Here is a 14,712-nt window from a genome sequence, read left to right on the forward strand (position 1 = left end):
GCCGACATCAAGCCCGCGCCCAACGCTGCCACTACGCCCGCCGCGGCGCCTCACCATAAGTGCGGCTGTAGTACTAGGCCAAGCGAGCCGGTCTCGGCATACGAACGGGTCTGTCCCGGCAGTGAGCAGCACGGGTAGGGTGCCCGCACCACGCAGTGGCCACCGTCGTCCACGCGCGGTCCCGAGTGAACTCGAGACAGCAGCTAGGACGGTGATCGACCGTGGGCGTCACAGCCTTCTCCACCACTCCACCCGCGCAGGGCCTCTACGACCCTGCCCAGGAGCACGATGCCTGCGGGGTCGCGTTCGTCGCGACGATGCGCGGGAGCGCGGGGCACGACATCATCGACCTCGCGCTCACAGCGCTGCGCAACATGGAGCACCGCGGCGCCACCGGTGCCGACCCGGGAGTCGGCGACGGAGCGGGCATCCTCACCCAGGTGCCTGACCGGTTCCTGCGCGGCGCTGTCGACTTCGAGCTTCCTCGCAAGGGCGCGTATGCCGTGGGGATCGCCTTCCTGCCGAGCGATGCGCTCGAGCGGGAGCAGGTTGTGGCGGCTGTCGAGGCGCTGGCCGCCGAGGAGGGCCTGCGGGTGCTCGGCTGGCGCGACGTCCCGGTCGAGCCGAACCTGATCGGGGGAGCGGCCCGTGCCTGCATGCCGGTCTTCCGCCAGCTGTTCGTCACCGCGGCGACCGGTCACGAGATCGGGATGGGCCTCGAGCGTCGCGCCTTCTGCCTGCGCAAGCGGGCCGAGCGCGACCTGCAGGTCTATTTCCCGTCGCTGTCGTCGCGCACCCTCGTATACAAGGGGATGCTGACCACCGGCCAGCTCGAGCCGTTCTTCCCGGACCTGTCCGACCGTGCGTTCGCCACCGAGCTGGCCCTGGTGCACTCGCGGTTCTCGACGAACACGTTCCCCTCCTGGCCCCTGGCCCACCCCTACCGGCTGATCGCCCACAACGGCGAGATCAACACCGTGCGCGGCAACCGCAACTGGATGCACGCGCGAGAGAGCCAGCTGGCCACCCCGGTGATCCCCGGAGACCTGTCCCGCGTCTTCCCGATCTGCAGTCCGGGGGCCTCGGACTCTGCGACCTTCGACGAGGTCCTCGAGCTGTTGCACGTGTCGGGGCGATCACTGCCCCACGCGGTGCTGATGACCATCCCCGAGGCGTGGGAGAACCACGAGGAGATGGACCCCGCGCGCAGGGCGTTCTACGAATACCACTCCACCTTCATGGAGCCCTGGGACGGACCTGCCTGCGTGACCTTCACCGACGGCTCGCTGATCGGCGCCGTGCTCGACCGCAACGGCCTGCGGCCGGGCCGGTATGCCGTGACCACGGACGGGCTGGTCGTGCTCGCCTCCGAGGCCGGTGTCCTCGACCTGGACCCTGCGACGGTGGTCCGCAAGGGGAGGTTGGCCCCGGGCCGGATGTTCCTGGTGGACACCGCTCACGGCCGGTTGGTCAGCGACGAGGAGGTGAAGGCCTCGCTCGCCGCCGAGCACCCCTACGAGAACTGGCTGCACGCCGGGTTGATCCACCTGCGGGACCTGCCCGACCGCGAGCACGTGGTGCACACGTCGGCCTCGGTGACGCGGCGGCAGCAGACGTTCGGCTACACCCAGGAGGATCTGCGGATCCTCTTGTCGCCCATGTCGACCGGAGTCGAGGCGCTCGGGTCGATGGGCACCGACACGCCGGTGGCGGTGCTGTCCAGCCGGCCCAGGCTGCTCTTCGACTACTTCACCCAGCTGTTCGCGCAGGTGACCAACCCACCGTTGGACGCGATCCGCGAGGAGCTCGTGACCTCGCTCGGCACCACCATGGGCCCGGAGGGGAACGCGCTGGAGGCAGGCCCGGCGCACGCACGCCAGGTCGTCCTGCCCTTCCCGGTGATCGACAACGACGAGCTGGCCAAGATCGTGCACATCAACGCCGACGGCGACCTGCCCGGCTACGCGACCCACGTGGTGCGGGGGCTCTACGACGTGGCCGGTGGCGGCGAGGCGATGCGCCGGCGGCTCGAGGAGATCCTGCGGGAGGTGTCCGCCGCCATCGCCGGGGGTGCCCGGTTCATCGTCTTGTCCGACCGTGACTCCCACCGCGGCCTGGCCCCGATCCCGTCGCTGCTGCTCACCTCGGCCGTGCACCACCACCTGATCCGGGAGAAGACCCGCACCGAGGTGGGTCTGCTCGTCGAGGCCGGTGACGTTCGCGAGGTCCACCACGTGGCGCTGCTGATCGGCTACGGCGCGGCCGCGGTCAACCCCTACCTGGCGATGGAGTCGGTCGAGGAGCTGGCGCGCACCGGTGAGGTGGGGGAGGTCTCGCCGGAGGAGGCGGTCCGGGCCCTGATCAAGGCGCTCGGCAAGGGCGTGTTGAAGGTGATGTCCAAGATGGGCATCTCGACGGTCGCCTCGTACCGCGGGGCGCAGGTGTTCGAGGCGATCGGTCTGTCGCAGGAGCTGGTCGACGACTACTTCACCGGCACCGTCTCCCGGCTCGGGGGCGTCGGACTGGACGTCATCGCCGCGGAGGTCGCGGCGCGGCACGGCACGGCATACCCGGAGAGCGGCCCGTCCTCGAGCCTGCTGGCGTCCGGCGGTGAGTACCAGTGGCGCAGGGACGGCGAGGAGCACCTGTTCGACCCCGAGACCGTGTTCCGGTTGCAGCACTCCACCCGTGCCCGCCGGTTCGACGTCTTCCGGAAGTACACCGCCCGGGTGAACGAGCAGTCGGCCCGGTTGATGACGTTGCGGGGGCTGTTCGAGCTGGATCCGGGCGACCGGACGCCGGTGCCGCTGGACGAGGTCGAGCCCGCGAGCGCGATCATGACCCGCTTCTCCACGGGCGCGATGAGCTACGGCTCGATCAGCCAGGAGGCGCACGAGACGCTCGCGGTGGCGATGAACCGCATCGGTGCGCGTTCCAACACGGGCGAGGGCGGCGAGGACGCAGACCGGCTGCTCGACCCGGTGCGCCGCTCGGCGATCAAGCAGATCGCGTCGGGCCGGTTCGGCGTGACCAGTCTCTACCTGACGGCTGCGGACGACCTGCAGATCAAGATGGCGCAGGGTGCCAAGCCGGGGGAGGGCGGCCAGCTGCCGGGACCGAAGGTCTACCCGTGGGTGGCTCGGACCCGTCACTCCACCCCCGGCGTCGGGCTCATCTCGCCGCCGCCGCACCACGACATCTACTCGATCGAGGACCTGGCGCAGCTCATCTTCGACCTCAAGAACGCCAACCCGGCCGCACGGGTGCACGTCAAGCTGGTCTCGGAGGTCGGCATCGGGACCGTCGCTGCGGGCGTGAGCAAGGCGCACGCCGACGTCGTCCTCGTGTCGGGCCACGACGGTGGCACGGGCGCCGCCCCGCTGACCTCGCTCAAGCATGCGGGCGCGCCCTGGGAGCTCGGCCTCGCCGAGACCCAGCAGACGCTGCTGCTCGGCGGCCTCCGGGACCGGATCGTGGTGCAGGTCGACGGCCAGCTCAAGACCGGGCGCGACGTGGTCATCGCCGCCCTGCTCGGAGCCGAGGAGTTCGGGTTCGCCACGGCACCGCTGGTGGTCAGCGGCTGCGTGATGATGCGGGTCTGCCACCTGGACACCTGCCCTGTCGGTATCGCCACCCAGAATCCCGAGCTGCGGGCGCGGTTCACCGGCCGGCCCGAATTCGTCGAGACCTTCTTCGAGTACATCGCGCAGGAGGTGCGCGAGCTGCTGGCCCACCTCGGGTTCCGCTCGCTCGACGAGGCCATCGGCCAGGTCGGTGCGCTGGATGTCCGCGCCGCCATAGAGCACTGGAAGGCCAGCGGCCTGGACCTGTCACCGGTCCTCGCCGGCGGCGAGCGGCCCGCCGGGACCACGCTGCGGCACACGGTGGCACAGGACCACGGGCTCGAGAAGGTGCTCGACCAGCGACTCATCGAGCTGAGCCGGGACGGGTTGGACGGTGGCCAGCCGGTGCGGATCGAGCTGCCCGTCACCAACGTGAACCGGGCCGTGGGCACGATGCTGGGGCACGAGGTCACCAAGCGCCACACCCAGGGACTGTCGGACGGCACCATCGACATCTCGCTCACCGGCGCCGCGGGCCAGTCGCTCGGCGCGTTCCTGCCGGCCGGCATCACCCTGCGGCTCTTCGGCGAGGCCAACGACTACGTCGGCAAGGGCCTGTCCGGCGGCCGGGTGGTCGTGCGCCCGCTGCGCGAGGCCGCGATGGCCGCGGAGCAGAACGTCATCGCCGGCAACGTCATCGGCTATGGCGCCACCAGCGGTGAGCTGTTCATCCGCGGACTGGTGGGGGAGCGGTTCGCCGTGCGCAACTCCGGCGCCAGCGCCGTCGTCGAGGGTGTCGGCGACCATGGGTGCGAGTACATGACCGGTGGAACGGTGCTGGTGCTCGGTCCGGTCGGACGCAACTTCGCAGCCGGCATGTCGGGAGGACGGGCCTTCGCCCTTGATCTGCGCGCGGACCGGGTCAACACCGAGCTGGTGGACCTCGTCCCCCTCCGCGAGCAGGACCGGGCGACGGTGCACGAGCTCTTGCGGCACCACGCGGAGTGGACCGAATCCGCCGTGGCCGCGCGGTTGCTCGACGACTGGCCGGCCAGCGCGGAGAGATTCACACTCGTGCTGCCACGTGACTACCAGAGGGTGCTCGACATCCGGTCCGGCGCCGAGGCCGCCGGCCGCGACCCCGACGGTCCGGAGGCGTGGCGGCAGATCATGGAGGCGCACCATGGCTGATCCCCGAGGATTTCTGACCACCCGCGAACGCGAGCTGCCGCGCCGCCGCCCGGTGCCGATCCGGCTGATGGACTGGCGGGAGGTGTATGAGCAGCAGGAGGAGGGCGAACTGCGCCGGCAGGCCGGACGATGCATGGACTGTGGGATTCCCTTCTGCCACAGCGGATGTCCACTGGGCAACCTCATCCCGGAGTGGAACGACCTGGCTCGACGTGGCGACTGGCCGGGCGCCATCGAGCGGTTGCACGCGACCAACAACTTCCCGGAGTTCACCGGTCGACTGTGCCCCGCTCCGTGCGAGTCGGCCTGTGTGCTCGGCATCAGCCAGCCGGCGGTGACGATCAAGCAGGTGGAGGTCACCACGATCGAGCGCGCCTTCGCGGACGGCAACGTCACGCCACAGCTGCCCGGACGGCTGAGCGGCAAGACGGTCGCGGTGGTGGGGTCCGGGCCGGCGGGTCTGGCCGTCGCGCAGCAACTGACCCGGGCGGGGCACACGGTCGCGGTCTTCGAGCGGGCCGACCGCCCCGGTGGGCTGCTGCGTTACGGCATACCCGAGTTCAAGATGGAGAAGTCGGTCCTCGACCGGCGCATCGACCAGATGCGCACCGAGGGCACCCGGTTCAAGAGCGGGGTGGACATCGGCCGCGACCTCACTGGTGAGCAGCTGCGGCAGCGCTATGACGCCGTCGTGCTCGCCATCGGATCCACCGTGCCCCGCGACCTGCCCGTGCCCGGCCGGGAGGCGGAAGGCGTCGTGCAGGCGATGGAATACCTGCCGCCGGCCAACCGGGCGGCGCTCGGCGAAGAGGCTCCCGGGCAGGTGGTCGCGACCGGCAAGGACGTCGTGATCATCGGCGGCGGCGACACCGGGGCCGACTGCCTCGGCACGGCGCTGCGTCAGGGCGCACGGTCCGTCACGCAGCTCGAGATCCTGCCCCGGCCCGGTGCCGACCGCCCGGATGCCCAGCCGTGGCCGACCTACCCGATGCTGTTCCGCGTCTCGAGCGCGCACGAGGAGGGCGGCGACCGGGTCTACGCCACGAGCACCGAGGAGGTCCTCCAGGACGAGCACGGACGGGTCAGGGCGCTGCGTCTGGTCGAGGTCGAGCTGGGCGAGCGGGGGCCGGTGCCGGTCCCCGGGACGGAGCGGGAGCTGCCCGCGCAGCTGGTGCTGCTGGCCATGGGATTCGTCGGGCCGGAGCGCTCCGGTGTGGTGGAGCAGCTCGGCGTCGAGCTCGACGAGCGCTCGAACGTCCGGCGGGACGACGCGTTCATGACCTCGGTGCCCGGAGTCTTCGTGGCGGGTGACGCAGGACGGGGCCAGTCGCTGATCGTGTGGGCGATCGCCGAGGGCCGGTCGGCGGCGCACGGGGTCGACGCCTGGCTGCGCGGCTCATCCGCCCTGCCACGGCCCGTTGCCCCGACCGACCGTCCACTCACCCCCTGAGCTCCCCGGCCGGACACCTGTGCCGTGTGCTTTCTCGGGCGTGAGCCCATGAGAGCGCTCGCGCCCGAGGTGTCCGGTCGAGGGGGGCTGGCCCTTAGGATCGAGCCATGCGCCGTGCCAAGATCGTCTGCACCCTCGGTCCTGCCTCGTCGTCCCCGCAACGGCTGCGTGAGCTCGTCGCCGCAGGGATGGACGTCGCCCGGCTGAACCTCTCCCACGGCTCCTACTCGGACCACGAGAAGGTCTATCGGGACGTGCGACAGGCCAGCGACGAGTCCGGCCACGCCGTGGGTGTGCTCGTCGACCTCCAGGGCCCGAAGATCCGCACCGGTACCTTCGCCGCCGGTCCCGTCTCCCTGGTCAAGGGGGACCGGTTCACCATCACCACCGACGACGTGGACGGGGACCAGCAGCGGGTTTCCACCACCTATTCCGGCCTGCCGGGCGACGTCGCCAAGGGCGACATGCTGCTCATCGACGACGGCAAGATCGCGTTGCGGGCCGTGCAGGTGACGGGCACCAACGTCGTCACCGAGGTGATCGAGGGTGGTGAGGTCTCCGACCACAAGGGGATCAACCTGCCGGGCGTGGCGGTCAGTGTGCCCGCCCTCACCGAGAAGGACGAGGCCGATCTGCGCTGGGCCCTCCACCTGCGTGCCGACCTGGTTGCCCTGTCCTTCGTGCGGTCGGCGGCCGACGTCGAGGACGTGCACAAGATCATGGACGAGGAGGGCGTGCACCTCCCGGTCATCGCCAAGATCGAGAAGCCGCAGGCGGTCGAGCACCTGGAGGAGATCATCGACGCCTTCGACGGCGTGATGGTGGCCCGCGGCGACCTCGGCGTCGAGATGCCGCTCGAGGAGGTGCCGATCGTGCAGAAGGAGGCCATCGAGATCTCGCGCCGCAATGCCAAACCGGTCATCGTGGCCACGCAGGTGCTCGAGTCGATGATCCACAACGCCCGACCGACGAGGGCGGAGGCCAGCGACTGCGCCAACGCGGTCCTCGACGGCGCCGACGCGATCATGCTGTCCGGGGAGACCAGCGTGGGCGACTTCCCGGTCCACGCGGTCAGCACGATGGCCCGGATCATCGCGAGCACCGAGGAGCACGGGCTCGGCCGGGTCGAGCCGCTGGGGACCCGCCCGCACACCATGGGTGGGGCCGTGACCCTGGCGGCGGCCGAGATAGGCGAGCTGCTCGGCGCGCGCTACCTGGTCACCTTCACGCAGTCGGGCGACACCGCCAACCGGATCGCCCGGCTGCGCTCGACGTTGCCGATGATCGCGTTCACCCCGATCCAGGCCACCAGGTCACAGCTCGCCCTGACCTGGGGCGTGGAGACCTACCTGGTCCCGATGGCCCGCCACACCGACGAGATGGCGATGCAGGTCGACCAGCACCTGCTCGACGGCGGCCGGGCGGTGGAGGGCGACATCGTGGTCATCGTGGCCGGCTCGCCCCCCGGAATCCCCGGGTCGACCAACGCCCTTCGCGTGCACACGATGGGTGACGCCCGCAACAAGGTCGCGCCGGCGTATGGCGACCTCGCAGGCAAGTAGCCAAGCGAACAGCCGCTCCCGCACCGGGATTCGCCGAATGGCGCCCGCCGGTCAGCGGTGACGTAGGCGCACGCAGCATCGGCCTTCGGCAGGGTCGAGGCACGCGGTGTAGTGCTCCTCGTGCAACCCCTCGAGCACGCCCTCGATGAGGTGCAGGTTCATCCCGCAGACCAGCTCCGGGTGCTCACCGACCATCTCGTGGAACGGGCAGTTGGCCAGCACCAGGTCCGGCCCGGGGCCGGACGCCGGCTCTGCGGCCGAAGCGGGGTCCGGCGGGGAGGCCGACTGCTCCACCTCCTGGCTGCCTCCGCCGGACTCGCCCGCCCGGGTCGTCTCTCGCGGCTCGTAGCCGCAGTCCTCGAGGACCTCCTGCACGTCGAGGCCGGCCGCGCCGAGGGCGACACCTTCCCGGCGGGCGTGCCGGGTCAGCACGTCGCGCGGCCTGTCCCCGGAGGACTCGATGTCTGCGACGGTCTGCACCAAGAGGCGTCCGGCCAGGTCGTAGCGCCGGCCAGGCAGCGACACCGCCACGTCCGACCTGGCCCGCCGGTAGAGCTTGGCGGGTCGTCCGGCACCCGGACCGGTGCGCCCGGTCAGGCGCTCGAACGTCACCTCCAACAAGCCGCGCGCGGCCAGCCGGTCGAGGTGGAAGGCCGCGGTGCCGCGCGAGATCCCCACCTCGGCAGCCGCGTCGTCGCGGCTCAGCGGGCGCTGCGCACGGGCCACCACGTCATACAGGCGGCGCCGCGTGGGCTCGTCCAGGGCCGCGACGGCGGCCACCGGATCGGCGCTCGCGGCACCCGGCACCTCGGGTGCCTCGTCGGATTGCTGGGTCAACGGCATACCAACAGTCTAAAACCTAAAGTCGTTGACGGTAAGCGTGACGAGGGTCTAAAATCCGATTAAATCAACTTTAGAAGGAGTGTCATGAGCAGCGCCGAGCCTTCGTATGACGTCCTGACGTCCGTCGTCCCTCCGCTGCACGTGGTGCGCGGCGGCCGGGGCATCGACCTGGATGCGACGGAGCGCGCGATCTACGACCTGCTCCTGGCGCTGGGGCGCGACCCCTCCTCGGAGCACCTGGCCGAGACACCACGACGGGTGGCGCACTCGATGCATGAGCTGCTGACGCCCCGCGAGTTCGACCTGACGACCTTTCCCAACGACGAGCACTACGACGAGCTCGTGCTCGCGCGGAGCATCCCGGTGCAGTCGCTGTGCGAGCACCACATGCTGCCGTTCCAGGGGGTGGCTCACGTGGCCTACCTGCCCGGCGAGCGGATCCTCGGCCTGTCCAAACTGGCCAGGGTCGTCGAGCTGTTCGCCCGCGACCTGCAGGTGCAGGAGCGGCTGACGACCCAGGTCGCGGGCTGGCTGCAGGACCACCTGGAGCCGCGAGGGGTCGGCGTCATCATCGAGGCCGAGCACCTGTGCATGTCCTTGCGTGGCGTCCGGGCGTCCGGGTCGCGTACGGTCACAAGCGCGGTGCACGGTGCGTTGCGGGACGACCCCCGCACGCGCCAGGAGTTCTTCGCGCTCGCCGGTTGCGTCTGACCGTCACTCGATCGTCAAGGAGTAGGGAATGAGCCAGCAGACCTTCGTCATCGTCGGCGCGAGCCTGACCGGGGCCACCGCGGCCGCCGCCCTGCGCAAGGGCGACGGCGACGCCCGGATCGTGCTGATCGGCGCCGAGCAGGAGCGTCCCTACGAGCGACCTCCGCTGTCCAAGGAGTACCTGCGTGGCGACCCGAAGGCGAGCAAACCCTACGTGCACGACGAGGGCTACTACGCCGAGCACGACATCGACCTGCGCACCGGCACCCGCGCCACGGCGTTCGACCCAGCGGCTCGCACCGTCACCCTCGAGGGCGGCGAGCAGGTCTCGTATGACGCGTTGCTGCTGGCCACGGGGGCGGAGAACAAACAGCTCCCGCTGCCCGGTGTGGACCTGCCGGGCGTCGTGTCGTTGCGCACCATGGGCGAGTCCGAGGCGTTGCAGAAGGCAGCGCGTGGAGCTGGCCGCGTCGCGGTGATCGGGGCGGGCTGGATCGGGTCGGAGGTGGCGGCATCGGTCCGCCAGCTCGGCGCCGACGTGGCGATCATCGCTCCGGAGCAGTACCCGCTGGAGCGGGTGCTGGGGCCGGAGGTGGGCGGGGTCTACAAGACGCTGCAGGCCGAGCACGGGATCGAGCAGCACTACACGACCGGCGTGGAGCGGATCGAGGGCAGCGATCGGGCGAGCGGGGTGCGCACGAGCGACGGCCAGGTGGTGGAGGCCGACCTGGTCGTCGTGGGGGTCGGTGTCCGGCCGAGGACCGAGCTCGCCGAGGCCGCTGGCCTCGAGGTGGACAACGGCGTGGTGGTCGATGAGTACCTCGCCACCAGCGCCGACGGCGTCTACGCCGCGGGAGACATCGCCAACGCCTGGAACCCGTTGCTGGAGCAGCGGATCCGCGTCGAGCACTGGGCCAACGCACGCAGCCAGGGAGAGTGGGCTGCGCGCAACATGCTCGGTGAGCACACGGCATACCAGAAGGTGCCCTACTTCTTCTCCGACCAGTTCGACCTCGGCATGGAGTACAACGGCTACGCCACCGACTGGGACCGGGTGGTGCTGCGCGGTGACGTCGAGGGACGGGAGTTCCTCGCGTTCTGGCTCAAGGGCGGCCGGGTCCTGGCCGGGATGAACGCGAACATCTGGGACGCCGGCGATGACATCAAGGCCCTCGTGAAGGCCAGGGCAGAGGTCGACCCCGAGCGCCTCGCCGACACCTCTGTCCCGCTCGCCGAGCTGGCCCCGAGGGGATGAGTTCTGACCCGGATTCGCCCGGTATGCTGTCCGCGCACCCAGCCGGGGTGGTGGAACGGCAGACACGGAGCACTCAAAATGCTCTGCTCGAAAGGGCGTGCGGGTTCGAGTCCCGCCCTCGGCACCCCATCCGTACCGAATGGTTGTTGCCTTCGCGATAGGGCCCTGTTTCCTTCTCATCCGATCATCGCTCACCAGCGTCCGCCGCATGGTCGCTCGGCTCGGGGCGGGCCAGCTGCTCGCTAGGCTGATCCGGTGAGCGACGAGCAGCAACCGAGCGGCGGCACGGATCCCGCAGAACCCGCCGGGACCGATTCCGGGTTGAGAGTGCTGGTCGCCGAGGACGAGGCCCTGATCCGGCTCGACCTGGCCGAGATGCTCACCGAGGCGGGATATGACGTGGTGGGGCAGGCCAGGGACGGCCTGCGCGCGGTGGAGCTCGCGAGCGAGCTGCGGCCCGACCTGGTCATCCTCGACGTGAAGATGCCGCTGCTGGACGGCATCAGTGCCGCGGAGCGGATTGGTGCCCAAGGGATTGCGCCGGTCGTCATGTTGACGGCGTTCAGCGACAAGGGCCTGGTCGAGCGGGCGAGTGATGCCGGCGTGATGGCCTACGTCCTCAAGCCCTTCACGGCAGCCGACCTCGCTCCTGCCCTCACGATCGCGCGATCCCGGTGGCGTGAGCGAAAGGCGCTGGAAACCGAGGTGGCCGACCTCGGTGAACGGTTGGCCACCCGCAAGGCCCTCGACCGGGCCAAGGGAATCCTGATGGATCAGCTGGGCCTGGACGAGGCCGGTGCCTTCCGGTGGATCCAGAAGGCGGCCATGGACCGGCGCCTCGGCATGCGGCAGGTCGCCGAGGCCGTCATCGCGGGGGCGCGTGGGAAGGACACCTGACCGCGGCTCGGCCACGGTGTCATAACAGGTTCGTCACAGCCCTCTGTGCGCGCACCGAACTCGACTAGGGTCGGCACCATTACCTGCTGGGCCGTCACTGATGACGGCCCATCCAGTCTCACGAGGAGAACGAATGCGCACAGCCAAGCGGATGAAGCTTGTGGCACTCACGGCATCGGTCATGATGGCCGCTGCAGCCTGCGGCAGCAACGGGGGCGACGCCGGCGACGGTGCCAGTGGCAGCACCGGCGACGGAGGTGGCAGCGCGGAAGCCTTGAAGCTCGGCTACGTACTCCCGGAGACTGGCGACCTGGCCTACCTCGGCCCGCCGCAGATCGAGGCGATGAAGTTCGCCATCAAGAAGATCAACGAATCGGGCGGGGTGCTCGGCAAGGACATCCCCAGCCCGGTCAGCGGTGACGAGGCCGGCGACCAGGCCATCGCCTCGCAGTCTGCGGACCGCGTCCTCAACCAGGGCGTCCAGGGCATCATCGGTGCGGCGGCCTCCGGCATGTCGTTGGCCATCATCGACAAGGTCACCGGCGCCAAGGTGGCACAGTGCTCGGGGTCCAACACGGCGCCGACCTTCACCGACTACAAGGACGACGGCTACTACATCCGCACCGCGCCGTCCGACGCACTGCAGGGCCCGGTCCTCGCGGACGTCGTCGTCGGCGACGGCCACAGCAAGGTCGCGATCATCGCCCGTGCCGACGACTACGGCAAGGGCCTCGCCGAGGCGACCCAGAAGTCGCTCGAGAGCAGCGGCGCGGAGGTCGTCATGGACGACACCTACGACCCGAAGGCGACCAACTTCAACGCGACGGTGCAGAAGATCGTCGCGTCGAAGCCGGACGCCGTGGTCATCATCGCGTTCGAGGAGGGCAAGCAGATCATCAAGGGCCTGATCGAGTCCGGGATGAGCCCGAAGAAGACCGGCTTCTACGGTGCGGACGGTCTGCGGAGCGCGGATCTGGCCAAGCTGGTCGACCCGAAGAACCCGGGCGTCCTCTCCGGCATGAAGGGCACGGCGCCGGCGTCGGCCGACAACCCCTCGTTCACCAAGGAGCTCAAGGCCTTTGCGCCCAAGCTCAAGGAGCTGCAGTTCGCCCCGCAGGTCTACGACTGCGTCAACGTGATCGCCCTGGCGGCCGAGAAGACGAAGTCGACGACCGCCGAGGACTTCAAGGCGGCCTTCAACGAGGTCACCAAGGACGGCGAGAAGTGCAACGACTTCGCCAGCTGCAAGAAGCTCCTGGATGACGGCAAGGACATCGACTACAACGGTGCGAGCGGTCCGCTGGACTTCACCGACGTGGGCGAGCCCGGCAAGGCCACCATCGAGGTCTACGGCTACAACGACAAGGGCAAGCTGGAGACGCTCGACACCAAGGAGTCCACTCCCGCCGCGTGATCCGGTGGCGCTTCGGCGGCGACCGGAGCGCCCGACATACACGGAGGGCCCCGTCCACCGAGAGGTGGGCGGGCCCGTTCCTTGTGCCGTGAGGTTCGCGCGGAGCGAAGGTCAGCGGCCGGCGACGTATGCCGTGTGGCTCAGCGATCGACGCGGGCGAGCGTGCCGAGATAGAGCTCGATGACCTTCGGGTCGTCCAGCAGCTCGCGGCCGGTGCCGGTGTAGGCGTCGCGGCCCTGGTCCAGGACGTAGCCGCGGTCACAGATCTCCAGGCAACGGTGCGCGTTCTGCTCCACCATCAGGATGGAGACGCCGGACTCGTTGATGGTGGAGACCGATTCGAAGACGGTGTCCTGCATGATGGGGGAGAGGCCGGCCGACGGCTCGTCGAGGAAGAGGACCTCCGGGTCGGTCATCAGCGCGCGCCCCATCGCGACGACCTGTCGCTCACCGCCGGACAGCGAGCTGCACTTCTGCGCCTTGCGCTGGTCGAGCAGGGGGAACAGCTCGGTCACGGCCTGGTAGCGCTGGCTGAACTCCTTGGGCCGCAGGTAGAGCCCCATCTGGAGGTTTTCCTCGATGGTCAGCGACGGGAAGACGTTGTTGTTCTGGGGCACGTAGCCGAGACCCTGGCTGACCAGCTTGTGGGCCGGGAGCCCGGTGATGTCGCGGTCGTGCAGCAGGACCCTGCCGTCGCGCACCGGGACCAGGCCGAACATGGCCTTGATCAGGGTGGACTTGCCGGCACCGTTCGGCCCGATGATGCCCACGAGCTCTCCCCGTTCGACGTGCACGTTGCAGCCGTTGAGGATGTTGACCTCCGGCAGGTAGCCGGCGACGAGCTCGTCGGAACGCAGGAGGACCTCGCCCGCCGAAGTGCCCTCTGCTGCCGGGGTGCTCGTGCTCATGGGGAGGGCTCCTTCTCGTCGGCCGGCAGGGCGCGGCTGGTGCCGAGGTAGGCGTCGATCACGGCCTGGTTGGACCGGATGTCGGCCGGCGTGCCCTCGGCGATGACCTTGCCCTCGGCGAAGCAGATGATCCAGTCGCTGATGCTCATGATCACGTCCATGTCGTGCTCGACGAGCACGATGGTGGTGCCCTCGTCGCGCAGGGCCTGGATGTGCCCGAGCAGTGATTGCGTGAGGGCGGGGTTCACCCCGGCCATCGGCTCGTCCAACATGATCAGGGAGGGGCGGACCATCATCGCGCGGGCCATCTCGAGCAGCTTGCGCTGTCCGCCGGACATGGTGCCGGCGAACTCGTCCCTCATGTGGGTCAGCTTGAAGCGCTCGAGCAGCTCATCGGCCCGCTTCTCGTTGTCGGCCTCCTGCCCGCTCCAACTGGGCTTGAAGATCGCCGGCAGGAAGTGCTCCCCACGCTGGCCGGTCGCGCCCAGCATGACGTTCTCCAGCGTGGTCAGACGCATCAGCGCCTTGGTCAGCTGGAAGGTGCGCACCATGCCGAGGCGGGCGATCTTGTAGGCGGACATGCCGGTCAGGTCGGTGCCCTTGAAGCTCCACGTGCCGGTGTTCGGCTTGTCGAAGCCCGACACCAGGTTGAAGAAGGTGGACTTGCCCGCGCCGTTGGGGCCGATCAGGGCCGTGATCGTGCCGCGCTGGACCTCCAGGTGCGAGACGTCCACGGCCTTGAGGCCACCGAAGCGCCGGCTCACGTCGTCGGCGACGAGGATCGGGTCGGGTTTGCGTGAACCGGGCTCTGCAGCCACGCCTTCGAGCGACTTGGCGGCGGCGCTGGACCCCTTCATGGCAGCGGCGGCCTCCAGCGCCTCCTCGCGCTCCTCGACCTCGTCGTGCTCACCCAGCTGA

At 69.7% G+C, this 14,712-nt stretch carries 10 protein-coding genes and 1 tRNA gene; 8 read left to right on the top strand and 3 right to left on the bottom strand.

What is annotated here, in order from left to right:
• Nucleotides 1-221: 221 nt before the first annotated feature.
• The 3 genes from gltB (at nucleotide 222) to pyk (ending at nucleotide 7,766) form a co-directional block, all read left to right on the top strand.
• On the top strand, nucleotides 222-4,754 hold the full coding sequence (gene gltB / locus FCN22_RS18365) for a glutamate synthase large subunit (RefSeq protein ID WP_137123022.1): 4,533 nt from the start codon (nucleotides 222-224) through the stop codon (nucleotides 4,752-4,754).
• Nucleotides 4,747-6,204, top strand: coding sequence for a glutamate synthase subunit beta (locus FCN22_RS18370; RefSeq protein WP_137123023.1), 1,458 nt, complete (start codon nucleotides 4,747-4,749; stop codon nucleotides 6,202-6,204). Before gltB ends, FCN22_RS18370 begins: the two co-directional genes overlap by 8 nt.
• A 107-nt stretch (nucleotides 6,205-6,311) precedes the next feature.
• Nucleotides 6,312-7,766, top strand: coding sequence for a pyruvate kinase (gene pyk / locus FCN22_RS18375; RefSeq protein ID WP_137123024.1), 1,455 nt, complete (start codon nucleotides 6,312-6,314; stop codon nucleotides 7,764-7,766).
• Between the two features lie 51 nt (nucleotides 7,767-7,817).
• On the opposite strand, the gene FCN22_RS18380 is transcribed toward pyk, so the two are convergent.
• Nucleotides 7,818-8,609 carry a helix-turn-helix transcriptional regulator gene (locus FCN22_RS18380; RefSeq protein WP_137123025.1) on the bottom strand — a complete coding sequence of 264 codons (792 nt, stop codon included), beginning with the start codon at nucleotides 8,607-8,609 and terminating at the stop codon, nucleotides 7,818-7,820.
• A gap of 84 nt (nucleotides 8,610-8,693) precedes the next feature.
• On the opposite strand from FCN22_RS18380, the gene folE reads away from it, so the two are divergent.
• The 5 genes from folE (at nucleotide 8,694) to FCN22_RS18405 (ending at nucleotide 12,886) form a co-directional block, all read left to right on the top strand.
• A complete protein-coding gene (gene folE / locus FCN22_RS18385; RefSeq protein WP_137123026.1) occupies nucleotides 8,694-9,320 on the top strand; it encodes a GTP cyclohydrolase I FolE in 627 nt (208 codons plus the stop codon).
• A gap of 28 nt (nucleotides 9,321-9,348) precedes the next feature.
• On the top strand, nucleotides 9,349-10,575 hold the full coding sequence (locus FCN22_RS18390; RefSeq protein WP_137123027.1) for an NAD(P)/FAD-dependent oxidoreductase: 1,227 nt from the start codon (nucleotides 9,349-9,351) through the stop codon (nucleotides 10,573-10,575).
• Nucleotides 10,576-10,616: 41 nt separating this feature from the next.
• Nucleotides 10,617-10,699 (top strand) — tRNA-Leu (locus tag FCN22_RS18395).
• Between the two features lie 197 nt (nucleotides 10,700-10,896).
• A complete protein-coding gene (locus FCN22_RS18400) occupies nucleotides 10,897-11,472 on the top strand; it encodes an ANTAR domain-containing response regulator (RefSeq protein ID WP_238384832.1) in 576 nt (191 codons plus the stop codon).
• Between the two features lie 133 nt (nucleotides 11,473-11,605).
• On the top strand, nucleotides 11,606-12,886 hold the full coding sequence (locus FCN22_RS18405) for an ABC transporter substrate-binding protein (protein ID WP_137123029.1): 1,281 nt from the start codon (nucleotides 11,606-11,608) through the stop codon (nucleotides 12,884-12,886).
• 140 nt (nucleotides 12,887-13,026) lie between these two features.
• Here the strand turns inward: FCN22_RS18405 and FCN22_RS18410 are convergent, their stop codons facing one another.
• On the bottom strand, nucleotides 13,027-13,794 hold the full coding sequence (locus FCN22_RS18410; RefSeq protein WP_137123030.1) for an ABC transporter ATP-binding protein: 768 nt from the start codon (nucleotides 13,792-13,794) through the stop codon (nucleotides 13,027-13,029).
• Complete coding sequence (locus FCN22_RS18415) at nucleotides 13,791-14,651, bottom strand: ABC transporter ATP-binding protein (protein ID WP_137123049.1); 861 nt, start codon at nucleotides 14,649-14,651, stop codon at nucleotides 13,791-13,793. The genes FCN22_RS18410 and FCN22_RS18415 overlap by 4 nt, the downstream gene beginning before the upstream one ends.
• Between the last annotated feature and the right edge of the window lie 61 nt (nucleotides 14,652-14,712).

The sequence above is a fragment of the Segeticoccus rhizosphaerae genome, assembly GCF_005222685.1.
In the GTDB taxonomy this organism is placed as follows: domain Bacteria; phylum Actinomycetota; class Actinomycetes; order Actinomycetales; family Dermatophilaceae; genus Segeticoccus; species Segeticoccus rhizosphaerae.